This is a genomic window from Xanthomonas hydrangeae (assembly GCF_032697525.1).
In the GTDB taxonomy this organism is placed as follows: Bacteria; Pseudomonadota; Gammaproteobacteria; order Xanthomonadales; family Xanthomonadaceae; genus Xanthomonas; species Xanthomonas hydrangeae.
In genome coordinates this window covers 4,035,666-4,061,793 of record NZ_CP103836.1, presented here as the reverse complement: position 1 = coordinate 4,061,793, position 26,128 = coordinate 4,035,666, and the positions used below count along the sequence as shown (strand labels likewise).

At 64.5% G+C, this 26,128-nt stretch carries 28 protein-coding genes; 13 read left to right on the top strand and 15 right to left on the bottom strand.

What is annotated here, in order from left to right; genetic code table 11:
* Positions 1-5: 5 nt before the first annotated feature.
* From NYR97_RS17375 to NYR97_RS17340, 8 genes are all read right to left on the bottom strand, one after another.
* Positions 6-782: an NAD kinase gene (locus tag NYR97_RS17375; protein WP_205391824.1), complete on the bottom strand. Its 777-nt coding sequence runs from the start codon at positions 780-782 to the stop codon at positions 6-8.
* Positions 783-986: 204 nt separating this feature from the next.
* A complete protein-coding gene (gene rlmKL / locus NYR97_RS17370) occupies positions 987-3,122 on the bottom strand; it encodes a bifunctional 23S rRNA (guanine(2069)-N(7))-methyltransferase RlmK/23S rRNA (guanine(2445)-N(2))-methyltransferase RlmL (protein WP_316694960.1) in 2,136 nt (711 codons plus the stop codon).
* Entirely contained in the window at positions 3,119-3,310 is a 192-nt protein-coding gene (locus NYR97_RS17365) for a hypothetical protein (RefSeq protein ID WP_316694958.1), read from the bottom strand. The genes rlmKL and NYR97_RS17365 overlap by 4 nt, the downstream gene beginning before the upstream one ends.
* Complete coding sequence (locus tag NYR97_RS17360; RefSeq protein ID WP_316694955.1) at positions 3,289-4,902, bottom strand: ATP-binding cassette domain-containing protein; 1,614 nt, start codon at positions 4,900-4,902, stop codon at positions 3,289-3,291. The genes NYR97_RS17365 and NYR97_RS17360 overlap by 22 nt, the downstream gene beginning before the upstream one ends.
* Positions 4,903-5,085: 183 nt before the next feature.
* A complete protein-coding gene (locus tag NYR97_RS17355) occupies positions 5,086-6,042 on the bottom strand; it encodes an SAM-dependent methyltransferase (protein ID WP_316694954.1) in 957 nt (318 codons plus the stop codon).
* A 145-nt stretch (positions 6,043-6,187) separates the two neighbouring features.
* The gene (locus NYR97_RS17350) at positions 6,188-6,694 is read right to left on the bottom strand and encodes a GNAT family N-acetyltransferase (RefSeq protein ID WP_316694952.1); all 507 of its coding nucleotides are present in this window, start codon (positions 6,692-6,694) and stop codon (positions 6,188-6,190) included.
* Positions 6,695-6,734: 40 nt separating this feature from the next.
* Entirely contained in the window at positions 6,735-7,262 is a 528-nt protein-coding gene (locus NYR97_RS17345) for an alpha/beta hydrolase (RefSeq protein ID WP_205391829.1), read from the bottom strand.
* A complete protein-coding gene (locus tag NYR97_RS17340) occupies positions 7,259-7,750 on the bottom strand; it encodes an MOSC domain-containing protein (protein ID WP_205391830.1) in 492 nt (163 codons plus the stop codon). The genes NYR97_RS17345 and NYR97_RS17340 overlap by 4 nt, the downstream gene beginning before the upstream one ends.
* A gap of 23 nt (positions 7,751-7,773) precedes the next feature.
* Here NYR97_RS17340 and NYR97_RS17335 point away from each other — a divergent pair, with 23 nt between their 5' ends.
* The gene (locus tag NYR97_RS17335) at positions 7,774-8,349 is read left to right on the top strand and encodes an N-acetylmuramoyl-L-alanine amidase (protein ID WP_316694947.1); all 576 of its coding nucleotides are present in this window, start codon (positions 7,774-7,776) and stop codon (positions 8,347-8,349) included.
* Between the two features lie 9 nt (positions 8,350-8,358).
* Here NYR97_RS17335 and NYR97_RS17330 read toward each other — a convergent pair whose 3' ends face one another.
* The 4 genes from NYR97_RS17330 to NYR97_RS17315 all read right to left on the bottom strand — a co-directional run bounded on the left by NYR97_RS17330 (position 8,359) and on the right by NYR97_RS17315 (position 11,895).
* On the bottom strand, positions 8,359-9,312 hold the full coding sequence (locus tag NYR97_RS17330; RefSeq protein WP_316694945.1) for a DUF1684 domain-containing protein: 954 nt from the start codon (positions 9,310-9,312) through the stop codon (positions 8,359-8,361).
* A gap of 92 nt (positions 9,313-9,404) precedes the next feature.
* Positions 9,405-10,277, bottom strand: a complete 873-nt coding sequence (locus NYR97_RS17325) for a sulfurtransferase (protein WP_316694943.1) — start codon at positions 10,275-10,277, stop codon at positions 9,405-9,407.
* Positions 10,274-11,071 carry a CoA pyrophosphatase gene (locus NYR97_RS17320; protein ID WP_316694941.1) on the bottom strand — a complete coding sequence of 266 codons (798 nt, stop codon included), beginning with the start codon at positions 11,069-11,071 and terminating at the stop codon, positions 10,274-10,276. Before NYR97_RS17320 ends, NYR97_RS17325 begins: the two co-directional genes overlap by 4 nt.
* 125 nt (positions 11,072-11,196) lie before the next feature.
* A complete protein-coding gene (locus tag NYR97_RS17315; protein ID WP_006450296.1) occupies positions 11,197-11,895 on the bottom strand; it encodes an FKBP-type peptidyl-prolyl cis-trans isomerase N-terminal domain-containing protein in 699 nt (232 codons plus the stop codon).
* Between the two features lie 163 nt (positions 11,896-12,058).
* Here NYR97_RS17315 and NYR97_RS17310 point away from each other — a divergent pair, with 163 nt between their 5' ends.
* Genes NYR97_RS17310 through nth form a run of 3 tightly spaced genes read left to right on the top strand, consistent with a single transcriptional unit; the run spans position 12,059 to position 13,939 of the window.
* Entirely contained in the window at positions 12,059-12,841 is a 783-nt protein-coding gene (locus tag NYR97_RS17310; protein WP_316694937.1) for an enoyl-CoA hydratase-related protein, read from the top strand.
* Positions 12,842-12,851: 10 nt separating this feature from the next.
* Positions 12,852-13,232 (top strand): hypothetical protein, encoded by a 381-nt coding sequence (locus NYR97_RS17305; RefSeq protein ID WP_316694934.1) that lies wholly within the window; start codon positions 12,852-12,854, stop codon positions 13,230-13,232.
* Complete coding sequence (gene nth, locus NYR97_RS17300) at positions 13,229-13,939, top strand: endonuclease III (protein ID WP_316694932.1); 711 nt, start codon at positions 13,229-13,231, stop codon at positions 13,937-13,939. The genes NYR97_RS17305 and nth overlap by 4 nt, the downstream gene beginning before the upstream one ends.
* Before the next feature lie 258 nt (positions 13,940-14,197).
* On the opposite strand, the gene NYR97_RS17295 is transcribed toward nth, so the two are convergent.
* The 3 genes from NYR97_RS17295 to NYR97_RS17285 all read right to left on the bottom strand — a co-directional run bounded on the left by NYR97_RS17295 (position 14,198) and on the right by NYR97_RS17285 (position 16,893).
* Positions 14,198-15,766 carry a SulP family inorganic anion transporter gene (locus NYR97_RS17295; protein ID WP_104551115.1) on the bottom strand — a complete coding sequence of 523 codons (1,569 nt, stop codon included), beginning with the start codon at positions 15,764-15,766 and terminating at the stop codon, positions 14,198-14,200.
* An 11-nt stretch (positions 15,767-15,777) separates the two neighbouring features.
* The gene (locus NYR97_RS17290) at positions 15,778-16,458 is read right to left on the bottom strand and encodes a carbonic anhydrase (RefSeq protein ID WP_006450301.1); all 681 of its coding nucleotides are present in this window, start codon (positions 16,456-16,458) and stop codon (positions 15,778-15,780) included.
* A gap of 114 nt (positions 16,459-16,572) precedes the next feature.
* Positions 16,573-16,893 carry a hypothetical protein gene (locus NYR97_RS17285; protein WP_176341075.1) on the bottom strand — a complete coding sequence of 107 codons (321 nt, stop codon included), beginning with the start codon at positions 16,891-16,893 and terminating at the stop codon, positions 16,573-16,575.
* Between the two features lie 339 nt (positions 16,894-17,232).
* Here NYR97_RS17285 and NYR97_RS17280 point away from each other — a divergent pair, with 339 nt between their 5' ends.
* From NYR97_RS17280 to rnt, 9 genes are all read left to right on the top strand, one after another.
* Positions 17,233-18,483 carry an OprO/OprP family phosphate-selective porin gene (locus NYR97_RS17280; protein ID WP_316694927.1) on the top strand — a complete coding sequence of 417 codons (1,251 nt, stop codon included), beginning with the start codon at positions 17,233-17,235 and terminating at the stop codon, positions 18,481-18,483.
* Between the two features lie 197 nt (positions 18,484-18,680).
* Complete coding sequence (pstS, locus tag NYR97_RS17275; protein WP_115038108.1) at positions 18,681-19,700, top strand: phosphate ABC transporter substrate-binding protein PstS; 1,020 nt, start codon at positions 18,681-18,683, stop codon at positions 19,698-19,700.
* 191 nt (positions 19,701-19,891) lie between these two features.
* The gene (gene pstS, locus NYR97_RS17270) at positions 19,892-20,983 is read left to right on the top strand and encodes a phosphate ABC transporter substrate-binding protein PstS (RefSeq protein ID WP_316694925.1); all 1,092 of its coding nucleotides are present in this window, start codon (positions 19,892-19,894) and stop codon (positions 20,981-20,983) included.
* A gap of 112 nt (positions 20,984-21,095) precedes the next feature.
* A complete protein-coding gene (pstC, locus tag NYR97_RS17265; protein WP_006450306.1) occupies positions 21,096-22,070 on the top strand; it encodes a phosphate ABC transporter permease subunit PstC in 975 nt (324 codons plus the stop codon).
* Positions 22,070-22,933 (top strand): phosphate ABC transporter permease PstA, encoded by an 864-nt coding sequence (gene pstA, locus NYR97_RS17260; RefSeq protein ID WP_006450307.1) that lies wholly within the window; start codon positions 22,070-22,072, stop codon positions 22,931-22,933. Before pstC ends, pstA begins: the two co-directional genes overlap by 1 nt.
* A 22-nt stretch (positions 22,934-22,955) precedes the next feature.
* A complete protein-coding gene (pstB, locus tag NYR97_RS17255; RefSeq protein WP_316694920.1) occupies positions 22,956-23,786 on the top strand; it encodes a phosphate ABC transporter ATP-binding protein PstB in 831 nt (276 codons plus the stop codon).
* Positions 23,787-23,913: 127 nt separating this feature from the next.
* Positions 23,914-24,618, top strand: coding sequence for a phosphate signaling complex protein PhoU (gene phoU, locus NYR97_RS17250; protein ID WP_023903588.1), 705 nt, complete (start codon positions 23,914-23,916; stop codon positions 24,616-24,618).
* A 131-nt stretch (positions 24,619-24,749) separates the two neighbouring features.
* A complete protein-coding gene (locus tag NYR97_RS17245; RefSeq protein WP_210761922.1) occupies positions 24,750-25,160 on the top strand; it encodes an RcnB family protein in 411 nt (136 codons plus the stop codon).
* A 142-nt stretch (positions 25,161-25,302) separates the two neighbouring features.
* The gene (gene rnt, locus NYR97_RS17240) at positions 25,303-25,944 is read left to right on the top strand and encodes a ribonuclease T (RefSeq protein ID WP_205391842.1); all 642 of its coding nucleotides are present in this window, start codon (positions 25,303-25,305) and stop codon (positions 25,942-25,944) included.
* Positions 25,945-26,128: the final 184 nt, after the last annotated feature.

The following is a 26,128-nucleotide window of genomic DNA, read 5'->3' as shown; positions in this document are numbered from 1 at the left end:
ACCCCTCACACCGCAAACTGCTCGCTGAAAATGCGCTCTTCCAGATTGTGTTCGGGATCGAACAGCAGCGTCACCTGGCGCTGGGTGGATTCGCGGATGGTCACTTCCACCACGTCGCGGATCTCGTGCGAATCGGCGGTGACGCTGACCGGACGCTTGTACGGGTCCAGCACGCGGAAGCACACTTCGGTATCGGCCTTGAGGATGGCGCCGCGCCAGCGGCGCGGGCGATACGGCGCGATCGGCGTGAGCGCCAGCGTGTGCGATCCCAGCGGCAGGATCGGCCCATGCGCGGAATAGTTGTACGCGGTGCTGCCGGCCGGCGTGGCGACCATCACGCCATCGCCGATCAGCTCGGCGATGCGGGTCTGGCCATTGAGATCCACGCTCAGATGCGCGGCCTGGCGGGTTTGTCGCAATAGCGAGACCTCGTTGTAGGCCAGCGACACCGTGCTGGCACCAGACTCGGTCTGCACCTGCATTTCCAGCGGGCGCAGATGCGCCGGCTCGGCACGCTGCAGACGCGCGAGCAGGTCGTCTTCGTCGTCGCGGTACTGGTTCATCAAGAACCCGACCGAGCCCAGCTTCATGCCGAACACCGGCTTGCTGGCAGCGCCGTGCCGATGCAGGGTCTGCAGCATGAAACCGTCCCCGCCCAGGGCGCAAACGATGTCGGCGGTGTCCAGCGGATGATCGCCGTAGCGCTGCACAAGACGCGCGCGCGCGGTCACCGCCGGCTCGGCGTGACTGGCGAGAAAGGCGATGCGGGGTGGTGCGGTCATCGTTGACTCCAAAGCATGCGAATCAGCATACCGCAGCGCTGTGCCGGGCTTGTTGTGGCCAGGCTCTGCCCTCGCATGCACGGCCGCGCTTGCGCCTGCGCGATCAAGCGCGACTGACAAGCTGGCGCACAGCGGCCGGCCGAGCGCAGGCACGACCGAGAGCGCAACGCGCACACCGGGCCGCCAAACGGGACCCGGCGGACCCTACGCCGTCAACCGCCACGCCCGATGGATCCGCGCATGCCGTTCGAAATCCGGGTCGATGGTGCGCGGGCTGATTTCCTCGCACTGCGCGAATTCGGCCACCAGTTCCTCATCCAGCTTGAAGCGACGGAAGTTGTTGGAGAAATACAGCACCCCGCCTGGCGCCAAGCGCGCCACTGCCGCACGCAACAGCCGCACGTGCTCGCGCTGGATGTCGAAGTCTTCCGCACGCGCAGAGTTGGAGAAGGTCGGCGGGTCGCAGAAGATCACGTCGAAATGCGCGCGCTCGGCTTCCAGCCAGGCCAGCGCATCGGCCTGCACCAGCTTGTGCTTGCTGCCGGCCTGGCCGTTCAGGGCCAGGTTGTCGGCGCACCACTGCAGATAGGTACCGGACAGATCCACGCTGGTGGTGGAGCTCGCACCGGCCACTGCCGCCTGCACGCTGGCCACGCCGGTGTAGCAGAACAGATTGAGGAAGCGCCGCCCCTTGGATTGCGTGGCCATGGTGCCGCGCAACGGGCGATGGTCCAGAAACAGCCCGGTATCCAGATAATCGAACAGATTCACCCGCAGCAGCGCGCCGTGCTCGCGCACGTTGACAAACTCGTTGCGCTGCTCGAAACGCCCGTACTTGCTGCCACCCTTGCCACGCTCGCGCGATTTGAGCGCAACACGCTCGCCTGGCACCTCGAACACCTCGCGTGCCGCGGCCAGCAGTTCGCCCAGACGGCGGCGCACATCGGCTTCGGGAATCGTTGCCGGCGCGGCGTATTCCTGTACATGCAGAAACACGCGGCGATCGCCATCGGCCTGCTGATACACGTCGATGGCAGCAGAATATTCCGGCAGATCGGCGTCGTAGACGCGGAAGCATTCGATGCCTTCGCGCGCGCGCCATTTCTTGAACTTCTGCAGATTCTTGCGCAAACGGTTTGCGACCATCTGCGCGCCTTCGCTGAGCGCGGTCGGTGCGGCCAGCGGGGTGCGCCGCGGCCCCGCGATCGGGTCGCAGACGATCAACGCGCACTCGATCGCGCCGTTGAACAGCTGGTATTTCTTGCCCGCACGCAGGCCGGTGGCATACGCCAGCTCGGCGTTGCCGCACAACAGGCTGGCCCGCCATTGCGGCACGGCGCGCTGCAAGGTGTCGCCCAGGCGGCGATACAGCGCCGCATCGGCCGCCAGGCGTTCGTCGTAAGGCGGATTGCACACCACCACGCCGGTGGCCTGCGGCGGGGTCTGCAGATCGCCCACCTCGCGCACGCCGAACCAGATCGCCTCGGCCACACCGGCCACTTGCGCATTCTCTTTCGCGGCGCGGATCGCATGCGGGTCCATGTCGCTACCGTGGATCACCTGCCTGAGCGCGGCGCGGCCGCGGCTGTCGCGCTCGCGCGCTTCACTCACCAGCTGTTGCCAGCCCTCGCGGTCGAAGCCGCGCCAGCGGCTGGGGATATCGCTGCCATAGCGTTGCAGGCCGGGTGCGACATCGGCGGCCATCAGCGCGCCTTCGATCAACAAGGTGCCGCTGCCGCACATCGGATCCAGCAGGCCGCCGCCCTCGGCGTAGGCGCGCGGCCAACCGGCGCGTAGCAGCACCGCCGCGGCCAGGTTTTCCTTCAACGGCGCTTCGTTCTGCGCCATGCGCCAGCCGCGCCGATGCAGCGGGCCGCCACCCAGATCCACCGAAATGGTGGCGCGGCCCTTGCGCAGCGACAGGTTCAGACGCAGATCCGGGCTCTCCAGATCCACCGACGGGCGCTCCAGGCCCTGCCGGCGCATGGTGTCGACCACCGCGTCCTTGATGCGCTGCGCCGCATAGCGGGCATGCGTGATCGCAGTGCCGGAGACATGCGCATCCACCGACAGCGTATGGCCGACAGACAGATGCTCGTCCCATGGCAACTCGGAAACGCCGGCATACAGCGCGTCCTCGTCCGGGCAATCGAACTCGTTCAACGGCCACAGCACACGGCTGGCCAGGCGCGACCATAGGACGGCGCGCTGCGCGTCGCGCATGTCGCCTTCGACGTTGACGCCGGAGATGGTGGCAGTGGCCTTGCTGGCGCCGAGCGACAGCAGCTCGTCGGCAAGCAGGTATTCCAGGCCCTTGGCACAGGATGCGAAGAATTTCACGTAGGCAGGTATCGATGGAGACGCCGGCCGTCGTGGCGAGCGTGAGAGCAGGACGCTGGGCCGGCGCCGTGGAGGGCAATGCCGTGGCCGCTGCGGGCGGGGCGCAAATGGTCGGCCATCGGCGCCGGCTTTACCAGCCCAGCGGCCGGATTGCCCGCTGCGCGGTTCACCACGGCGCCAGCTGCCACTGCGGCTGCGCAGTCTCCAGGCGCTGCTGCAGGCCCAGCCGCTGCAGGAAGGCGGCATCGTGCGAGGCGACGATCAGCGCACCGTTATAGCCGCGCAGCAGCGTTTCGACCGCTTCCACCGAGGCCAGATCCAGGTGGTTGGTCGGCTCGTCCAGCAACAGCAGTTGCGCCGGCTGCGCCCGATACAGCACGCAGGCCAGCGCCGCCTTGAGCCGCTGGCCGCCGCTGAGCTGCCCGGTGGGCAGGTCGGCACGCGTCTGGTCCAGCCCCAGCAACGCCAGCCGCAGCCGTTGTGCGTGCGCTGGTGCGCCCGGGTTGGCAGCGTACAGTTGCGCAGCGGCCGAGCGTGCCGGGTCCAGCAGCCCCAGGTCCTGATCCAGATACGCCACCGGCACATGCACCTGGCAGCGTCCGGCGCTTGGCTGCAGGCGCGCGGCCAGCAGCTGCAATAACGACGACTTGCCGCTGCCATTGGGGCCGACCAGACCGATGCGCGCCGGCCCCTGCAACCACAGATCCACCCGACGCCCGCCGAGCCGCTCGTCGGCCAGTTCCACCTGCTCCAGCGTGGCCAACCGTCGCGACGCGCCGGCTGGCGATGCCGGCGCCAACACGGCGATCGCGGCATCCGCTTCCACCTGCGCTGCGGCCTGCACCACCGCCTCGCTCAGCCGTGCCTGTTCGGCCTGACGTTGCTGCTGCAGCCGCCCGGCGCTGTTTTCGCTGCGTTGCTTCTGCCCGCCGAGCAGGATCGCCGCTTGATTGGCCTGCCCGGCAGCACGCGCGCCGCGTGCCTGGCGTTGTTGCTGACGCTGCTGCTGCTCACGCAGCGCCTGCTCGCCGCGTATGCGTGCGTGTTTGCGCTCGGCCAGCAGATCGCTGGCCGCCTGCCGTTCCAGCGCGCGTTGCCGGGCGTAGAACGCGTAATTGCCGCCATAACTGCGCAACCCGTGCGGCGACAGTTCCAGGATGCGCTGCATCGCCTCGAGCAAGCTGCGGTCATGGCTGATCACCACCAGGCCACCGCTCCACGCCTGCAGCTGATCCATCAGCCGCTGGCGTTGCGGGCCATCCAGATGATTGCTGGGCTCATCCAGAATCAACAGGTCCGGCTGGGTCAGAAACGCACCGGCCAACGCCACGCGCATCGCTTCGCCGCCGCTGAGTTGCGCTGCCAGTGCATATGGATCGCGCCCGCCCAGACCTTGCCGTTCGAGTTCTGCGTCGAAGTGTTCGTGTGCCGTCCAGCGCTCGCCGACCAGTTCGAAATCGTCCGGCGCAACGCTACCGGCAGCGATCCTGTCCAGCGCATCCAGCAGCGGCGCAATCCCGGCCAATTCGGCAATGCGCTGCCCCGGCGCAACGCTCACCCGCTGCGGCAGGTAATGCACACTGCCGTTGCGCACGCAGCGCCCGGCGCTGGGCAGCAACTCGCCGGCCAGCAGGCGCCCCAGTACGCTCTTGCCCACACCATTGCGCCCGACCAGGCCGGTGGCGCGCTGGTCGATGTGGATACTCAAATCGAAAAATAGCGGGCTGCCATCGGGCAGCGCATACGCAACGCTTTGCAGCGTCAGCGACGGACAGGTCATCAGCGTCTCCATTGCATGCCAGCACACGCACCGATCCAACTGGATCAGCAGCGGGTCAGGCCGTCATCACGACGGCGGCATCAATGGCGCATTGGACCAATCCTCAGACAGTGGACAACGCAGCAGAGTGTAGGTCAGCGCGCCCTGCAAACGGAACCCCGGGCAGTACGCGATGTTGCCGACTCATCGACCCAATGGCTTCTGCGCGATCACCGTCGGAAATATGCTGGCGGCGTCGTCGATAAACCGGATATCGGTAAACCCGGCGCTTTCCAGCTGCAGACGGGTGTGTGCATGGGTCCGGAACGAGGCCCAGCGCGCTTGTACGATCTCGGCGAATATCTGGTTCTGCAGGGTCAGCGCCTCCGCGTCGATGTTCTCCAACTTCCACGGCGACTCGGCACAGATGCTTGGCGGCGGAGTCAGAAAACTTGCGACCAGCACGCCACCTGGTGTCAGTCGTTCGAAAAAGGCGCGATACAGCGCGATCACGCGCCCGTCGTCCGGCTCGTAGATATTCAGACCATTGCTCGTCAGCACATCCACCTCATCGCCAGGGCCGGATGTCCATGCGTCGTCAAGACGCAGCGAAAGCTGCCCCTCCAGCCCATGCTGCCGTGCGAGTTGGAGCGCCCCTTCCAAGGCCTGCGGATCCAGATCGATGCCGATCAGGCGCACGTCCGGGCACTCCCTGTAGTCCAGCATCAACAGCTCCCCCATCCATCCACAGGGCACCGATGCCAGCGTCATGCCTGGCCGCAGCAGCCGCTGCAGCTGCTGCCTGAAGATGCCGAACCGTTCGCGGGTAGCCAGCACCGCAGGCGCCTTCTCGAAGATATGGCGTTCCATCGCCGACATCGAATCGTACGGCTGTGCATCAGGGCGATACGTCACCATCTGATGGGTCCAATAGGCATTCAGCCCACGATTTCTGAGCAGAAACCGACCGAACTCGATCGACCAGAGCGCATCGACCAGACCGATCAAACGTTGAACCATCGCATCGGATCGATCGCCGGTCTGACGCAGACGCGATTTGATCGATGCCAACACTGCGGCATCGTCCTGGTGATCGCTACCGTGGGAGATCAGTCGGCCCGCATGCGCGTCCTGACCCAGGTCTTCATCATCGCGTTGCATCTTCCACCTCGACAGGAGAGCGCCATTGCAGCTCTTGCAATGCTGCGATCACTGCCGGCGTCCTGGCGTCTCGATGGCGATGGAAGATGCCGCCAAGCGAACTGCAGTGGCGCAGATCTCGGTAACGGGGCGATAGAGGCTCGACTCAACCCAGCCCGAAGGCCGGGTGATAAGCCACATCGGCCAGCGGCAGCAACCGATCGCCGAAAGCCAGCGCCTGCAGCTCGGACACCGGGACGTCGGGCAATACCAGGCCCGGCTCCACCGCAAACCCCAGATGCTTGAAAAACGCCGGTTCGCCCAGCGCCAGACAACCGGCCGCACCGCGCTCGCGCAAGTTCGCCAGTGCAGATTGCACCAGGCGTGTGCCCAGGCCCTGGCGCTGATGCCCCGGCCCGATCGCCAGCGGACCCAGTGCGTACCAGCCTGGCGAGTCGTCCGACAACGACACCGGCGATACCGCCAGATGCCCAACCACATAGCCGTCATGATCGGCCACCAACGACAACGCCAGCGCGCCGTCGTTGCGCAACGCGGCAATCACGTGTTGCTCGTCATGGCGGCTGTGGTCGGAGCGCATGAACGCGACCATCGTCAGCAGTTCGATCGCTGCGGCATCGCCGTCGCTCGCTTCGCGGATCAACACATCCATCGACAACTCCGCACGCGGCACGCAATCAGGTACGGACGCATCACAGGCTCTGCAATAGTTCGGCGAATGCGCGCGCCGAGGTGTCCACATGCGCCGCCAGCCGGTGTTCGTCGTCGACCAGCAACAAGCGCGCACTGCGCGCCTGCGCCCAGGCGATCACATCGGCGGCAGGAATCAACTCATCGCGCCAGGCATGCACGATCGAAATCGGCACGTCCGCCGCATCCAGTGCCGGCAACGGGCCCATCCTGGTCGGCGGTACCATCAAAAACAGCCCGCGCGTCGGAACTTGCAACGACGCCTGGGCGGCGATATACGAGCCCAGGCTGGAACCGACCAACACCAGCGGCCCCTTGTCGGCCGCTGCACGTGCGATCTCCAGCAGGCGTTGCAGCCGGCCCTGCACATCGCCGAGCGTGCTCACCTCGCGGCGCGCGTCCAGATCGGTGTAGTCCGGGCGCTCGTGGGTCCAGCCCAACTGCTCGGCGACGTCGGCCAGTGCGGTGACTTTCAGCGCGTCGGGGCCACTTTCGAAGCCGTGCGACAGGATGCAATGACCGCGGCTCATAGCGCCTGCACCGGATCGCCAATGCGCAGCACGCCGCCACGCAGGATGCGCGCGCACAGCCCGCCATGCCCGCGCATCGCGTTGTAGCCGCCCGCGCCCAGCGCATCTTCCATGCGCGAGCACGGGTCGCAGGGATCGGTGCCTTCCAGCTCGACCTCGCCGATACGAAAGCGCCGCCCTTTCAAGGCGATCAGCGGGATACCGGACACCACCAGATTGCGCCGCAACGTAGCGGGCGCGATTGTCGGGTGACCGGCCAGGGCGGCGATCACCGGCAGATGCTCGGCCTGGATCAAGGTCAGCCCACGCTTGCCGCTGCCGCCTTTGTAGCGGTCGCCCACCAGACCAATACCGGTGGTGGCCTGCGCCGCATCCACCTCCAGCATGGCCACATCGCGCGCCGGGCGCACGCCGATCCAGGTCACCTGACCGGTCTGCGGCAGCGTTGCCATCAATTTGCCCAAAGGGCTGTCGGGATTCAAAGCCATCGTCGAATGCTAGCATCCGCTTCATGTCCGATGCCGTCCTGCCGTCTCCGCCGATCACCTACGCGCCGTTGTCCTACGAATCCCGGCTGGCGCGACGCGCGCTCACACAGATCGACATGGTGGTCATCCACTGCACCGAATTGCCCGACATGGCGATGGCGCGCGAATACGGCGAGCGCGTGCTCTACGACAGCGGCACCGGCAACAGCGGCCATTACTACATCGACCGCAACGGCAGCATCCAGCAGTACGTGGCGCTCGAACGCGTGGCGCATCACGTGCGCGGCCACAACCCGCATACGTTGGGCATCGAACTGGTCAATAGCGGCCGCTATCCGCATTGGCTGGACTCGCGTCATCAGGTCATGACCGAGCCCTATCCCAACGCCCAGATCGTCGCGCTGATCACCCTGCTGCAATGGCTGCAACAGCAGCTGCCATCGATCAGCCGCATCGCCGGTCATCAGGCACTGGACACCACCCAGGAAGCGGCCAGCGACGATCCGTCGCGCAAGATCCAGCGCAAGCTCGACCCCGGACCCATGTTTCCATGGCCGCGCATCGAAGCGGCCGTGACGTGGTCGCACACACCGCGCTAGACGCTGCGCTCAGCGCTCCGGCACGCGGTAGGTTTTCTCGCCTGCATTCACTGCGACATCCAGCCGATTTTCCGGTGGCGCGATCGGGCAGACCACGTGCGGCGTCAACGCGCAGGGTGGATTTTCGGCCAGATTGAAGTCCAGCACGATGCGGCCGTCGCGCGGCGCGGCGGTGTAGAGATAACGCGCACCGCCATAACTTTCCTTGCCGCTGGTGCGATCGGCGAACAGGAAAAACAGGCCCTCCCCGCCCTCCTGCGCCAGCGCCTGCAGGCGGTACTCGTGGCCATGGCGCGAAAACACCGCCTCGCCCGGTATATCGACCGTGAGCGGGGTGCCGATCGAGGTCAACAAGGTGGTCGTGCGTGGCGTGGAATAGGCCTCCCAGCGCGCCTGGAGGCGCCACCGCGGATCGGTTGGGAAATAGTCCAGCCCATCGACTTGGGTCAGCGCCGGCGCAGCCGGATCGCGAAAACGCCAGCCGAACAAACTGCCGGTCTGCACCAGATAGAACTGCCGGCCCTCCACGTCCAGGCGATCGCCGCGCTGCCCTGCACGCTCCGGTTCCAGGCTGACGCGATCGATGCGCTGCCCGTTCAAGGTCACCGGCGCACCGGCGGCCGCTTCAAAGTGCACACGGCCATCGGTGTCCAGGGTCAGCTGCCCCAACCGCGCGGGACCGGCCGGCAGCACGATGTCACTCTGCGGATCGCTGCCCACCCGGTACTGGCCAGCGCGCACGCGACCGGAGCCGGTGTAGCTCAACCAACCGTCAGGGGCCCGCAACCGCGTCAAACGCTGTGCACGCGCACGTTCAAGCGCAACCTGATACACCGCCTGCTCATCGCTTTGTCCACGACCGGCAAGACGCGCATCGTTGACGCCAGTGGTCGACCCCGCCGAGCACGCAGCCATCGACCACGCCGCGACGCAGAGTGCGCCGATCTGTAACTGCAACCGCATGAGTCACCCAACACTGCGAGAAACTGCGCTCCGCGCAGCGAACCTGCGTCCCCACAGGTCACCGTTCCTGTCGCTATTGTGCCTGCAATCGGTCAGGCAGTGGTCGCGACCGGACGTGCCGGGTCCTGCACCCAGCCGCTCCACGAGCCGGCGTAGACACGCGCGCCAGACAGGCCGGCCACTTCCAATGCCAGCAGCAAATGGCAGGCAGTCACGCCCGATCCGCACATCACCACCGCGTGCTCGGGTGGAGTTGCACCCAGCAGCGCAGACAGCTCCGCACGTAATTCGTCTGCCGGCTTGAAACGGCCATCGCGCAGGCTCACACCCAATGGGCGACTCACCGCACCAGGCACATGCCCGGCCACCGGATCGACCGGCTCCACCTCGCCGCGAAAACGCTCGCCGGCACGCGCATCCAGCAACCATCCCGGCGCCTGCTCCAGACGCGCCAGGAGTTGCTCGGCCTCGACCACCGCGTCGCTGTCGAAACTGCCTGGATACGCCGCGCCATTGTGCAATGCAGGCGGCTCGGCACTTTCCGGCAATCCGGCAGCGCGCCACGCAGCCAATCCGCCATCCAGCACCGCCACGCGACGATGCCCCAGCAACCGCAGCATCCACCACGCACGCGCGGCGGCCATGCTGCCGTCGGCAGCGTCGTAGACCACGACCTGACTGTCCGGATCGATGCCCCATTCGCCCAGCCGCTTGGCGAAGGCCGCGCTGTGCGGCAGCGGATGGCGCCCCTGACCAGGCCGCGACAGATCGGCCAGATCATCGTTGAGATCCGCGTAGTACGCGCCTGGCAGATGTCCCTGCGCATACGCGTTGCGCGCTGCATCCGGGTCCGGCGCAGTCGGCGGCGCGGCGCGGGCGTCCAGCAGCCGTAGCTGTGGATGGTGCAACGCGGCCGTCAAGGCGGCGCTATCGACCAGCGTGGTCCAGTCGGGATTGGCACTCATGCAACCTGCTCCAGGCGACGACGAAGATTGAGAAGAATGGCAGCGGTGGCGCCCCAGATACGCTGGCCCGGCCAATCGTACTCGAGCACACGGCGTGGCCGGCCGCCGAACTCCAGCTCCACGCTGCGCAGATTGTCCGGGTCCATCAGGTACGCCAACGGCACTTCGAACACATCGGCCACTTCGTCCGGCTGCGGCACCGCCACGAATGCCGGGTCGATCACCGCAACCACCGGCGTCACGCGAAACCCGCTCACGGTCAAAAACGGATCCAGATAACCCAATGCATGCACTTGATCCGCGCCGAGCGCGATCTCTTCGCAACTCTCGCGCAGCGCCGCAGCCGCCGCATCGGCATCGGAGGGCTCGATCCGCCCACCGGGAAAACTGACCTGCCCGGCGTGATGGCGCAGGCTGTCGGTGCGGCGCGTCAGCAGCACCATGCTGCCATGTTCGCGTGGAATCAGACCGCACAACACCGCCGCTTCGGCAGAGGCGCCGCCTTCGGTCAGATCGATCAATTCGGCATGGTTCCAACCCGGCCCATCGGGAGCGGTGTCCAGCGGATACAACGCACGCCGCAGCTGCGCGCATTCGGGCAGCCGCGCCGCCAATGCGCGCGCAGGCAGAACCGTCTGCAGATATGTCCGGCGTTCGGCGTCGCTCATGCTCATCCAGCGTGCAATTTCATCCAGGCTGCGCAGGCAGCCGACACAGTGCGACTGCGCGTCCAACGAACATACACCGATACATGGGCTGGGCAGACTGCCGTCGTTCGAATCCTTGTCGGTCATCGCTCGCTCCTGCCGCCCCGCATCGTCAAGACCTCCAACCGACTTTTGCGCTCGCGCATGTCCGGTGGACCCAAACGACAACGCCGGCCTGGTGGCCGGCGCTGTCACAGCAACATCAAACGCAATTACTTGACGCTGACCAGCTTGATCTCGAACTGCACGGCCACGTTCGGCGGGAACGGCGTACGCGGGTCGGCACCGTAGGCCTTCTCCGGCGGCAAGGTCACTTCCCACTTCGAGCCAGCCGGCATCTGCAGCAGCGTATCGCGCATGGCCTGCATCTCGACTTCGCTGACCTTGATGGCCGGAATCTGCTGCGCCGGACGTGCCTTCTCGCGATCGCCGAAGGGGAACGGACCGGCCACTTCCAGCTGCACGGTGCTGGCCTGGGTCGGCTTGGCGCCCTTGCCGGCTTCGATCACGCGGTACTGCACGCCGCTCGGCAGCGTCTGCACGCCAGCGGTGCCCTTGTTCTTGGCCAGGAACTGGTCGCTCTTGGTCTTGTTGGCAGCAGCAGCCTTGTCGTACTCGGCCTTGGCCTGCTGGGCACGGCCCTGCTCACGCTTCTGGAACGCCTCGACGGCCGGCTTCAGCTGATCGGCAGTGATCGACGGCTGCTTCTTGGCATAGGCGTCTTGCAGACCCTTCACCACCGCATTGATGTCGAGCTGCTCGCCGCGACCGGTGAGCTCGGCAAGGTTGTTGCCGTAGTCATAGCCGAAGTAGTAGCTCAACTTGCCTTTCTCGGACGTTGTGTCCTGGGCCAGTGCATTGCCCGTCAGGGCCAGGGCCGCCACAGCGACCGCGATAGAACGCAACTTCATCAAACAATTCTCCAGGGTGGTGGCACAGGACGGGTCTGCCGCCTGAGATGACGCGCTAGGATAGCGGCCGCGATACCGAACCGCTACTTATCACGAAAGCTATGACCAGCAAGGCTTTCGGAAGTTCCGTATTTACTAATTTTTTACGTTCGTAAGGATTTCCATGTCCAATCACGTCATTCTGATCGCCGACCACGCCAGTGTACGGACGATCACGGTCAATCGACCGGACAAACTGAACGCCTTGAACCAGGACACGATGCGGGCGCTGGATCAGGCGTTCCAGGATGCCGCCAGCGCGGATGACGTGCGCGTGGTGGTTCTCACCGGCGCGGGCCCGAAAGCTTTCGTGGCCGGCGCGGATATCGCCGAAATGCGCGATCTGTCTGCAATGCAGGGGCGCGAATTCTCGCTGCTCGGCCAGCAGCTGATGCGCCGGATCGAGCGCATGCCCAAACCGGTGATCGCGATGATCAATGGTTTTGCGCTGGGCGGCGGACTGGAGCTGGCCATAGCCTGCCATCTACGCATTGCCTCAGCCACCGCGCGCCTGGGGCAGCCGGAAATCAATCTCGGCCTGATCCCCGGTTTCGGCGGCACCCAGCGGCTGTTGCGCCTGACCGGTCGTGCTGCTGCGCTCGAACTGTGTCTGCTTGGCCAGCCGATCGATGCAGCGCGCGCATTGCAGCTGGGCCTGCTCAACCGCGTGGTCGAGCCGGAGGCGCTGCAGGAAGAAACACTCGCCTTGGCGCAGCGCCTGGCCGCTGCTGCACCGCTCGCACTGCGCGGCATTCTGGATGCGGTGGTGTTCGGCGGCGAATGCGCGATCGAAGAAGGCTTACAGCTGGAAACCGCACAATTTGCGCTGTTGTTCGCCAGCGACGACATGCGCGAAGGCACCCGCGCCTTTCTCGAAAAACGCCCCGCACATTTTCTCAATCGCTGATCGATTCGCCATGACGTTCGACCCCATACCGGTATCACGTCCGCTGCCGCTGCAACTATTCGACTGCGTGCAAGCGGACGATCTCGACGGCGCGCTGGCGCTCGGCCTGATGGAGTACCTGCCCGATCCACGCGACGACCTGCTGGACCCGGCATGCCCGCAGCTACGCGCGGGATTGCTCGCCGCACAACAGCGCCTGCGTGATGCCTGGGCCGCACGCGAACGCTACCGCGCACGCAGCGCGCGCCTGCAGCGCCGCGCTGCCGAACGCGATGCTCGCCGCACGCCCGCACCGGCACCCAGTCAACCCGTCGCTGCCGCATTGCCGCCGTTGGCCGCCGCCATCCTGGCGCGCGCCAAGGCCAAGGCCGCAGGTGGAACACAGCCATGAACGCGATCCGCCCCGCCCTGCCGGCACGTCGCGGCAGCATCATGCGCAAGCCCGAAGTGCAGGAAATGTTCGAACGCCTGCGCGAACTCAACCCGCACCCGACCACCGAGCTGGAATACACCACCCCGTTCGAGTTGCTGATCGCCGTGCTGCTTTCGGCGCAAGCCACCGATGTCGGCGTCAACAAGGCCACCCGCAAGCTGTACCCGGTCGCCAATACGCCGCGCGACATTCTCGATCTCGGCGAAGAAGGCCTGAAGCGCTACATCGCCACCATCGGCCTGTTCAACGCCAAGGCAAAGAACGTCATCGCCACCTGTCGTATTTTGCTCGAGCAATACGCTGGAGAAGTCCCGCATGATCGCGCGGCGCTGGAAGCATTGCCCGGTGTCGGACGCAAGACCGCCAACGTGGTGCTCAATACCGCATTCGGCGAGCCCACCATGGCGGTGGACACGCATATCTTCCGCGTGGCCAACCGCACCGGACTTGCGCCGGGCAAGGACGTGCGCGTGGTCGAAGACAGACTGGTGAAGGTCATTCCTGCAGAGTTTCTGCACGACGCGCATCACTGGCTCATCCTGCATGGCCGCTACGTCTGCAAGGCACGCAAACCGGATTGCCCGGGCTGCGTGATCCACGACCTGTGCCGCTATCGTGACAAGACCGTGGCGTCTGCCGAGCGGCCAGCACCTTTGCGCAGCTGACGCGCTCCTACTCAAACGTGGCTAAGACGATCTAGCAAGACCATCGACGACTGCGCAGCGCCCAGCCGCGCGAGTCGCACCAATTGGATCGTATCGGCAACGCAAACCCAGACTTTTTACGAATCTCTAATCCCGCCTCCCGAATCCCGAATCCCGGCCAAAAAAAATCGCGACCGGATGATGCGTCTTACGGCGCCATGCATCATCCGGTCACGACAGGGGTCACCCGGCGCGAAAGCCGGGCGGTTTGCAGCAGGTTTACGCCGCCTTGGCTTGCTCCACGCGCTGTTCGACCAGCACGCTTTCCACCGTTGGCTGACCTTCCACGCGTCGATCCAGCTCGTTCCAGTCCACCACCAACTCGCAGCCGCGCGAGGCCGCATTCCGGCTCCAGTCGCGCAGCAACTCGATGCAGGCGTGGTCGACATGGTGCAGCTTGGCAACGTCCAGATGCAGTGCGGTATTGGGCGGCACGCTTTCCAGCGTACGCGCCATCGCCGGCACCTTCAGGAACGTTGCCGAACCCTGCAGGGTCAGATGCATCTCGTCCTTCTTGTGCTCGTGCTCACGCACGTCCACCTTCAGGCGCGAAGAATGCAGGGCCAGACGGAACAGCGACAGACCGAAGCCGATCAACACACCGGTCAGCAGGTCGGTGGCCACGATCGCGAAGGTGGTGGCCAGATAGATCGCCGCGGTGCCACGACCATAGGTCGCCAGCTCCTTGACCTGACCGATCTTGATCATCTTCACACCCGTGTAGACCAGGATGCCGGCCAGACAGGCCACCGGCGTCATCCGCAACAGCCACGGCAGCAGCATTGCGAACACCAGCAACCAGCTGCCATGCAGCACCGTGGACATGCGCGTGGCCGCACCGGCCTGCACGTTGGCCGCACTGCGCACGATCACGCCGGTCATCGGCAATGCGCCGAGGAAACCGCACAACATATTGCCCACGCCCTGCGCCGCCAGTTCACGGTCGTAGTTGGTGCGTGCGCCCTGATGCATGCGATCCACCGCTGCCGCCGACAGCAAGGTTTCTGCGCTGGCGATGAAAGCAAACGTCACCGCAGACACCAGCAAGGTCGCGTTGAACACGCCGAAGATATCCGAGATGCTGGGGATGCTGATCGCAGAGAACAGGTTGGTCGGCACGTCTACCTTGGCAACGTTCAAACCCTGCAACTGCACCGCCGCGGTGACCGCCACCACCGCGATCAACGCGCCTGGCAAGAACCGCAGACGCTGCGGACGCAGCTTGTCCCACGCCAGGATGATGCCGATGGTGGCCAGACCCACGAACAACGCGGTGCGGCCGGTGCCTTCGCTGATCGCCTGCCACACCACGGCCGGCAGTGCAGCGAAGTTTTCCAGACCGCGCGCCTTGGGTGCGGCATCCATCAACACATGCGCCTGCGAGGCCACGATCAGGATGCCGATACCGGACAACATGCCGGCCACCACGGCCGGCGATGTCATGCGGAACCACACGCCTGCACGGCACAGACCGGCGACCAACTGAATCGCACCGGCCAACAGGATCACCGGCCCGAGCGCGGCGATGCCGTGCTCCCGGACCAGCTCGAACACCAACACAGCCAGGCCGGCGGCAGGCCCACTCACCTGCAACGGAGAACCCGCCACAAAGCCAACGACCAGACCACCGATGATGCCGGTGATCAGACCTGCGGCCGGCGGCATGCCGGATGCGATCGCAATGCCCATACACAACGGGAGCGCGACGAGGAAGACAACGACAGACGCCAATAAATCACGCCCGAACAGTCCTTGACGGAAATATCCGCCGATACCTGATGTGTTCATGATGTGCTCCGTCAGGCCAGTTCAGCGCGCACGACTTGCTGCAGTCGCGGACGTGGGGTGGCTTCGGGGGTGTTTTCCGCCAACAACGGACGGAAGCCACCCTTCTCGGCATCGAAGGCGCGGATCTCGCCATGGGCGATGTCGTAGATCCAGCCGTGGATACGCAAGGTGCCAGCGGCCAGACGTGCGGCAACCACCGGCTGCGTCCGCAGATGGTCCAGCTGCGAGACCACGTTCTCTTCGGTCATGCAGTCCAGCGCGTCCTGACTATGCGGATCGTGGCCATGATGGGCGGTGACATGGCGCGCCGAGTCGGTGTGCTTGAGCCACGCGGCCACGGACGGCACATCTTCCAGCGATTCCGGCTTGAGCACCGCCTTCATGGCGCCGCAATCGGTATGGCCGCAGATCACGATATGGCGCACACCCAGCACGGCGATGGCGTACTCGATCGCAGCGACAACGCCGCTGACGTGTTGCGAGTAAGGCGGCACGACGTTGCCGATGTTGCGATAGACGAACAATTCGCCGGGCTGGGCGGAGAAAATCAGCTCCGGCATGACGCGCGAATCGGCGCACGTAATGAACAACGTGTGCGGACTCTGGCCACCGGCCAATTCCTGAAAGCGCGCACTCTGGCGCGGATACACTTCCTTACGGAAATGACGAAAACCATCTAGCAAGCTTTGCATGGGAGATACCTCTAGGCAACGGATGGCAATCCACGGCGCAAACCGCGAAGTGCAAAGACGAACAAATCAAAATGAGTCCGGTGCGCAGCACCGGTTGACGCGACAAACGAAGGATCAGGCGCGCAGTGCGTTAGGAGGACGCAGTTGCGGGATCAGGTCGCGTTTTTGAGATGCCGGCGCGTAGTGCGCGTACCAGGAGGGAAAATAGCGTGCGACCACCGGCCATGCTTGGGAGAGCAAGGGGATGTCGTCTGCAGAATGGGTATCGACCTGGGTCTGTGCGTCCCCGTCGTCCTGCAGATCTTCGGCTGCGTCACGTTCTTCGCCAGCATCCACCATCACCGCCAAGCCGTCGCCCACAAGCGCATCGTGGATGCGATCGTGCGCATTGGCTGCCGACCACGCGGTGAGCGCGAGTAGGCAAACCAACAGCAATTGGAGGAATCGAGGAAACATGGCCTCGAAACTAACAATTTAGAACGCGCCTGCGCAAGTGGTGCGACGCACAAAGCGCTTGATTGGCCGGCATTTCACGGCATCGATTCAGGTCGCCATAAGCTTGAGCCCGCCAGGAGCATGTAAAGAAGCGCTATCGCAACTGTCATAAACCGGCCGTCGTTCAGACTTATGACACACACTGACAAAGTTAAAACACGCGTAAATCTTTGTCTTCATTGACAAAAATCAAATTGCGATGCGATGCAAAGTTGTCACATTAACGCAACTTTCACGCCCTAGCCTGCGCTCACTTTCTCGTCAGGTCGCAAGGCACCCATGAAACTTTCTCCTACCCTGCTCGGCTCGGCCTTGTTGCTGGCGCTGGCCGCGCCCGCTGCGCATGCCGAAATCGCCATCGATGTGATCGACGGCTCCGAAGTCTCGCTGGAAGGCCTGGTCCAGGCCGACGGCAACTGGTTCCACAACGATGTGCAGGACCTCAACGGCCCGATCGGCGCCAACGGCGACAATTCCGAATTCAGCATCCGTCGCGCCGAGCTGGTGCTCAAGGGCAAGGGTCCGGGCAATTTCGAGTGGGTGGCCGGGTATGACCCGAGCGTGCTGAAGGAAGTCACCATCCGCGGCACCACCATCCGCAGCACCGGGCGCTTCCTCGACAACAACATCAAGTACAAGTTCGCCGGCAACGCCAACAACTACCTGCAGATCGGTCAGTTCAAGCAGCCCAACAGCCTGGAAGAACTCTCCAGCACCAAGAACAACGATTTCGTCTCCAAGGCAGCGGTGACCAATACCTACGGCATCTCGCGCCGGCTGGGCGTGGCCTACGGCATGGGCGACAACAACTGGAGCATCACCGCCAGTGCGTTCGGTCGCGAACTGACCCGCAATCAGGCCCATGGCAGCGGCTACGGCGCGCGCGGCACCTGGGCGCCGATCAACGAAAGCGGCAACGTGCTGCACTTCGGCCTCAGCTATCTGGGTTACGACACCGACGACGACACCCTGCGCCTGCGCGCGCGTCCGGACGCCGACCTGACCACCATCCGCCTGATCGACAGCGGCGCCATCACCAACGTGGACAGCGTGGGTGTGGCCGGTGCCGAGGCCATGTGGATCACCGGCCCGTTCAAGCTGCAGAGCGAATTCTTCCAGGAAAACGCCAAGCGCATCGGCAACAACGCCAACGATTACAAGAGCGATGGCTGGTACGTCAGCGGCGTCTGGAACATCACCGGCGAGACCTGGGGCTACAAGGCCGGCGTACCGACCACCCCGCTGCCGAACGCGCCGGCCTCCGGCCTGTGGCAGCTGGCGGTGCGCTACGACACGCTGGATCTCAACGACGGCCACCTGGTCTCCAACGGCAGCACCCCGTTCGTGGACGGCGTGCTGGGCGGCAAGATGGATGTGTGGACGATCGGTGCCAACTGGTACTGGCGCTCCAACTTCAAGTTCGCGCTGGACTACGCGAAGGTGGAGAGCACCCGATACAGCAGCGCCACGCGTGGCCTGGTCGACGACAACCCGTCGATCATCGAGGCACGTGCGCAGTTCTATTGGTAAGTGACCGCCAGTTCGACCGCCGCCACGCGCTCGGCTGAGCGCGCGGCGGCGGTAACCGCCTTCGCCAGACCCGGCAAAGCGCCTTGGCGCAACGCCGTCATTGTCATGTCATCTCTCCGACATCGCGCGGTCATGCCCCTGCCCTGCAATGGCATGCACGCGGGACGTCCTTATCCCTTCGCTACAGGAGCTGTTCCGTGATCCACTCTTTGAAGACCCGTCTGGCCGTGGGCGTGCTTGCCGCCTCGCTGGCGCTGTGCGCCCAGGCCGCCGATGTCACCGGCGCCGGTGCGTCGTTTATTTACCCGGTGATGTCCAAGTGGTCGGCCGACTACAACGCCGCCACCAAGAAGCAGGTCAACTATCAATCGATCGGTTCGGGCGGCGGCATTGCCCAGATCAAGGCGGCCAGTGTGGATTTCGGCTCGTCCGATGCGCCGCTCAAGCCGGAAGAACTGGCGGCGGCCGGTCTGGCGCAGTTCCCGTCGGTGATCGGCGGCGTGGTGCCGGTGGTCAACGTGGCGGGCATCGCACCCGGTGCGCTCAAGCTGGATGGCAAGACCCTGGGCGACATCTTCATTGGCAAGGTCAGCACCTGGAACGATCCGGCCATCGCCGCGCTCAATCCGGGCGTGAAGCTGCCCGAGGGCAAGATCACCGTGGTGCATCGCTCGGATGGTTCGGGCACCAGCTTCAACTTCACCAACTACCTGTCCAAGGTCAACCCGGACTGGAAGAGCAAGGTCGGTGAAGGCACGGCGGTGCAGTGGCCGACCGGCATCGGCGGCAAGGGCAACGAGGGCGTGGCCGCCTACGTCAAGCAGATCAAGGGCGGCATCGGCTATGTCGAGCTGTCGTATGCGCTGCAGAACAAGATGGCCTACACCGCGATGAAGAACGCCGCCGGCAAGTTCGTGCAGCCGTCGGATGAGACCTTCGCCGCCGCTGCCAACAGCGCCGACTGGGCCAATAGCAAGGACTTCTATCTGGTGATGACCAACGCCGCCGGCGACAACGCCTGGCCGATCACCGCCACCAACTTCATCCTGGTTCAGAAAAAGCCCAAGAGCCCGGAAGGCCTCAAGAATACGCTGGACTTCTTCCGTTGGGTCTACAGCAAGGGCGATGCGCAGGCCAAGCAGCTGGACTACGTGCCGCTGCCGGACAGCCTGGTGACCCAGATCGAAGGCTACTGGGCCAAGAACCTGCCCAAGTAAAGAGAGAGCCATAGCAACAGGAACGACGCCGTCTCTCTCTCCCCGGCGTCGGCACCGGGACGCGGCCCCACGGGGGTCGCGTCTTTTTTGTGATGCCTTCGCCAAAAGGCACTGTCATGCACGTGTAACAAAAACATCATTTCATAGCGTGGTCTGCCGGGTCACCCGGCCAATCCAGCCTCGGAGCTTCCATGAAACTGCAGTCGGCCAGCCTGACCGCCCTGTCTCTCACCATCGCCCTCGCCCTGGCCGCCTGCTCGCCCGGCAAGGATGCGCAGTCCGGCGACACCGGCAAGGACGCTCCCAGCGCAGGCGCCACCGCCGGGGACAGCAAGATCGCTGAAATCTCCGGCGCCGGTGCCTCCTTCATCTACCCGCTGGTGTCCAAGTGGTCGGCCGATTACAACGCCGCCACCGGCAACAAGGTCAATTACCAGTCGATCGGCTCCGGCGGCGGTATTGCGCAGATCAAGGCCGGCACGGTGGACTTCGGTTCGACCGACAAGCCGCTGGACAGCGCCGAGCTTGCCCAGGCCGGCCTGGGTCAGTTCCCGTCGGCGATCGGCGGCGTGGTGCCGGTGATCAATCTGGAAGGCATCGCTCCGGGCAAGCTGCGTCTGACCGGCGCGCTGCTGGGCGACATCTTCCTGGGCAAGGTCACGATGTGGAACGACGCGGCGATTGTCGCGGCCAACCCGGGCGTGACCCTGCCGGCGACCAAGATCAACCTGGTGCATCGCTCGGATGGCTCGGGCACCACGTTCAACTTCTCCAACTACCTGTCCAAGGTCAGCCCGGAGTGGAAGAGCAAGGTCGGCGAAGGCACCTCCATGCAATGGCCGGGTGGCGTCGGCGGCAAGGGCAATGAAGGTGTTGCCTCGTACGTACAGCAGATCAAGGGTTCGATCGGTTACGTCGAACTGGCCTATGCCCTGCAGAACAAGATGCCCTACGCCTCGCTGCAGAATGCAGCCGGCCAGTGGGTGGAGCCGAATGCGGAAAGCTTCGCCGCCGCGGCCGCCAGCGCCGACTGGGCCAATGCCAAGGACTTCAATCTGGTGATCACCAATGCACCGGGCGAGAAGGCCTGGCCGATCACCGCCACCAACTTCATGCTGATGCACAAGCAGCCCAAGGATGCGGTGCGCAGCAAGGCGACGCTGGAGTTCTTCAAGTGGGCGCTGGAAAACGGCCAGACCCAGGCCAGCGAACTGCATTACGTGCCGCTGCCGCCGGAACTGGTGAAGCAGATCCAGGCCTACTGGGCCAGCGAGTTCAAGTGATGCCCTGCACCCGCTGTCGTGGCGGGTTGCGCTGCGGTGAGGTGCCTGCGGGCGCCTCGCCGTTCCTGTTGTCTCACGCTCCCGCGATTGCGCGGGTGACGAGTCCAATCGAATGAATGCCACCGCCATTCCCGAAGCGATGACCGCACCACGCGGCCGCGATCTGCGCGATGCGCGTGCCGATCGCCTGTTCAAGCTTGCGCTGGCCGCCACGGTCGTTTTCGTCCTGTTGGCGCTCGGCAGCGCCGCGCTGTCGATGCTGTGGGGCGGACGCCATGCCTTGCAGATGCAGGGCCTGAGCTTTTTCTATTCCGCCGACTGGAATCCGGTGGAAAACAAATACGGTGCGCTGGCGCCGATCTACGGCACCCTGGTTACCGCGTTGATCGCGATGGTGATTGCGGTGCCGGTGAGTTTCGGTATCGCGTTCTTTCTCACCGAAGTGGCGCCGCGCTGGTTGCGCGGGCCGGTGGGCACGGCAATCGAATTGCTGGCCGGCATTCCGTCGATCATCTACGGCATGTGGGGCCTGTTCGTGCTGGTGCCGGTGATGACCGAGCACGTGACGCCCTGGCTCAACGATCACCTCGGCACGCTGCCGTTGATCGGCCCGTTGTTTCAGGGCCCGCCGCTGGGGATCGGGTTGCTGACTGCAGGCTTCGTGCTGGCGATCATGGTGATTCCGTTTATTTCCTCGGTGATGCGCGAAGTGTTTCTGACCGTGCCGACGCGCTTGAAGGAATCGGCCTACGCGCTGGGCTCGACCAAGTGGGAAGTCAGCTGGGACATCGTGCTGCCGTACACCCGCTCTGCGGTGATTGGTGGCGTGTTCCTGGGCCTGGGCCGGGCGCTGGGCGAAACCATGGCAGTGGCGTTTGTGGTCGGCAACACGGTGCGGCTGTCGCCGTCGCTGCTGGAGCCTGGCACCACCATCGCTGCCTTGATCGCCAATGACTTCGGCGAGGCCACCGAAACGTATCGCTCGGCATTGTTGCTGCTCGGCTTCGTCTTGTTCATCGTGACCTTCATCGTGCTGGCGATTGCGCGCTTCATGCTGATGCAGCTGTCGCGTCGGGAGGGCAACTGATGTCCTCGGTCTCGCAATCCCTGTACAACCGCCGCCGCGTGATCAATGTGGTGGCGCTGCTGCTGTCGTGCGTCACTGCATTGTTCGGGCTGTTCTTCCTGGCCTGGATCCTGTGGACCCTGCTGTCCAAGGGCGTGCCGGGCATCGACCTCAATTTGTTTACCAAGATGACACCGCCGCCGATGCAGGAAGGCGGTTTGCTCAACGCCTTCTTCGGCAGTGCGGTGATGTGCGGCCTGGCGCTGGCGATCGGCACCCCGCTCGGCATTGCCGCCGGCACCTGGCTGGCCGAATACGGCAACGCGCGCAAGACCGGTTTGGTGGTGCGTTTCGTCAACGACATCCTGTTGTCGGCGCCGTCGATCGTGCTGGGCCTGTTCGTCTACACGCTGTACGTGATGCAGACCGGCGGGCGCTTCTCGGCGTTTGCCGGTGCGTTGTCGCTGGCCTTCATCGTGCTGCCGGTGGTGGTGCGGACCACCGACGAAATGTTGCGTCTGGTGCCGGCGCAAATGCGCGAAGCGGCGTTGTCGCTCGGCATCCCGCAGTGGAAGGTCACCGTGCAGGTGCTGTATCGCGCCGCCTCGGCCGGCATTCTCACCGGCATCCTGCTGGCGCTGGCACGCATCAGCGGCGAGACCGCGCCACTACTGTTCACCGCCTTCGGCAATCAATACTGGAACAGCAACATCTTCCAGCCGATGGCAAGCGTGCCGGTGATCATGAATCAGTTCGCCGGCAGCCCTTACGAGACCTGGCAGACCCTGGCCTGGTCCGGCGCACTGGTACTGACCGCGTTCGTGTTGTTGGTGAGCCTGGGCGCACGCGCGCTGCTATTGCGCAACAAGATTTCCAATGACTGACCTTTCCTTCCGGACACCCGACATGAACGATCTCCAAAACGCCAAGCCGATGCATCGCATCGCTGTTCCGGCCGCCAAGGGGGCGCCGACGGCGCAGGCGCCGGTGAAGGTGGCCGCACGCAATCTGGATTTCTATTACGACAAGTACCACGCGCTCAAGAGCATCAACATCGAGATTCCGGAAAAGCGCGTCACCGCGCTGATCGGGCCTTCGGGTTGCGGCAAGTCGACCTTGCTGCGCATCTTCAATCGCATCTATGCGCTGTATCCGAAGATGGAAGCGCGCGGCGAAGTGCTGCTGGACGGTGAAAACATCCTGTCGCCGAAGTACCCGATGAACCGGCTGCGCAGCAAGGTCGGCATGGTGTTTCAGAAGCCGGTGCCGTTTCCGATGACGATCTTCGAAAACGTCGCCTACGGCATTCGCCACCACGAAAAACTGGCCAAGGCCGACATGCAGAACCGTGTCGAACAGGCGCTGCGTCAAGGGGCGCTGTGGGACGAGGTCAAGGACAAGCTGGGGCAAAGCGCGCTGGGTCTGTCCGGCGGACAGCAGCAGCGCCTGTGCATCGCACGTGCGGTGGCGCTGCGGCCGGATGTGTTGCTGCTGGACGAACCGACCTCGGCGCTGGATCCGATTTCCACCAGCCGCATCGAGCAGCTGGTGGAAGAACTCAAGCGCGAATACACCATCGTGATCGTGACCCACAACATGCAGCAGGCCGCGCGCGTGTCCGACTACACCGCCTTCATGTATCTGGGCGACCTGATCGAACACGACCGCACCGAGACGATTTTCTCCCAGCCGTCCAAGCAGCAGACCGAGGATTACATCACCGGTCGTTTCGGCTGATGTAGGCCAGACATCGCAACGCCGCATTGACGCAGCTCCGTCGCACCGCCCGGCACGACATCAACATCACGTGCGATGTCGCCAAGGTGACGGCGGACATCCACCACTGCCACGAATCGAGATCACGATGAACCAGCACCTCAACGACCATATCGTCAAAAGCTACGACGAGGAGCAGCACCGTCTTGTCGCCGAGATCGTGCGCATGGGCGACACGGCGGTGGCGCAGCTGGAAGCCGCGCTGGATGTGGTGGAGCGTCGCGACGACAACGCCGCACATCGCATCGTGGTCAACGACGAAGCGATCGATGCGCTGGAGCATGCGATCAGCCACGACGTGATGCGCCTGGCGTTGCGCGGTCCGATGGCGCGCGATCTGCGCGAGATCCTGGCCGGCCTGCGTATTCCTGCCGATATCGAACGCATCGGCGATTACGCGGCCAACGTCGCCAAGCGCTCGATCGCGCTCAACTCCGCGCCGCCGCTGCCACAGACCGTGGGCCTGCGTGCGCTGGGCCAGATGGCCGCGCATGCCGTGCGCGAAGCCGTGCAGGCCTATCGCAATAAGGATGCCGATGCGGCGATTCGCGTACGCGATGAAGATGCACGCCTGGATGCGCAGTACACCGCGCTGTTTCGCGAATTGCTGACCTACATGATGGAGGACCCGCGCAACATTACTCCCTGCACGCATCTGCTGTTCATGGCCAAGAATCTGGAACGCATCGGCGACCACGCGACCAACATCGCCGAGAACGTGTGGTTCCTGGTGCATGGCGAGCAGCCGCTGCCGCCGCGAGTGAAGCGCGACGACACCACCCGCGTCATTTGATTCAAGACGCGTGCCGGCAACAGCCACCGACACGCTGGAACTAGCCGAAACTCCTTATTTCATTACGTATTCAGCTAATCAAGCCTAGTGTGAAATCACACAGGCTTTTCCTGTGACGCAGGAGTACGCAGATGAAACGCATCATTGGATCTCTCATGGCTTTGTCGCTGCTGACCTCCGCTGCAGCGTTCGCTGCGCCTCAGCAACACGACGACCGCGATCATGATCGCGACCACACTGCGCAGCGTCACGATGATCGCGGCAACGACCGCCGAGACGACCATCGTGATGACAGGCACGACGACAAGCGCGACGATCGCCGCAGCACCCATAACGACGATCACCGCAACGACCGCCGCGGCCCGCCTTACCGGCGTGGCGAGCGCCTGGCGCCGGACCATCGCGGCAATCGCGTCGCCGATTACCACAAGCATCATCTGAACAAGCCGCCGCGCGGGCACGAATGGCGCCAGGTGGACAACACCTACGTGCTGATTGCCGTGGCCACCGGCCTAATCGCAAGCGTGGTCGCCGGTCACTAAGGCGAACCGTCAGATGCGTCGTCAAACTGGCCCGATCCGCAGCAACGCGGGTCGGGCTTTTGTTTGCCGGAGCGCTGCGCGCGCAGGGCACGTGCGGCCGGTACCTGACCACGATCGAGCACGGCGCGCGACCTGCTAGGCTATGCCGATGAACGAACCGGTCGACCTGCAGCCCGCCTCCTCCTTTTTGCCCATGTCGCGGCGCTTTCGCGGCTATCTGCCCGTGGTGGTGGATGTGGAAACCGGTGGATTCGACTGGAACAAACACGCGCTGCTGGAAATCGCCTGCGTGCCGATCGAAATGGATGCCGAGGGTCGTTTCTTCCCGGGCGAAACCGCCAGCGCACATCTGGTGCCGGCGCCCGGCCTGGAGATCGACCCGAAGTCGCTGGAAATCACCGGCATCGTGCTCGACCACCCGTTCCGCTTCGCCAAGCAGGAGAAAGACGCGCTGGATCATGTGTTCGCACCGGTGCGTGCGGCAGTGAAGAAATACGGCTGCCAGCGCGCGATCCTGGTGGGTCATAACGCGCATTTCGATCTGAACTTCCTCAACGCGGCGGTCGCGCGCGTGGGTCACAAACGCAACCCGTTCCATCCGTTCAGCGTGTTCGACACCGTGACCCTGGCCGGTGTGGCGTACGGGCAGACCGTGCTGGCGCGCGCGGCACAGGCCGCGGGCCTGGACTGGAACGCCGCAGATGCGCATAGCGCGGTGTACGACACCGAGCAGACTGCGCGGTTGTTTTGCAAGATTGCCAATGCCTGGCCGGGGCCTGGTTGAGCTGGGATTGGGGATTGGGGATTGGGGATTGGGGATTCGCAAAAGCATGTGGCCCTCTGCTTGAAAAATTTGCATTTGGCGGCGCCATTGCGTGCGGCCGTACCCTCATCCGCCCCTGCGGGGCACCTTCTCCCGTAGGAGAAGGGGAGCGCTAGTTAGCTCGCTTTTGCGAATCCCTAATCCC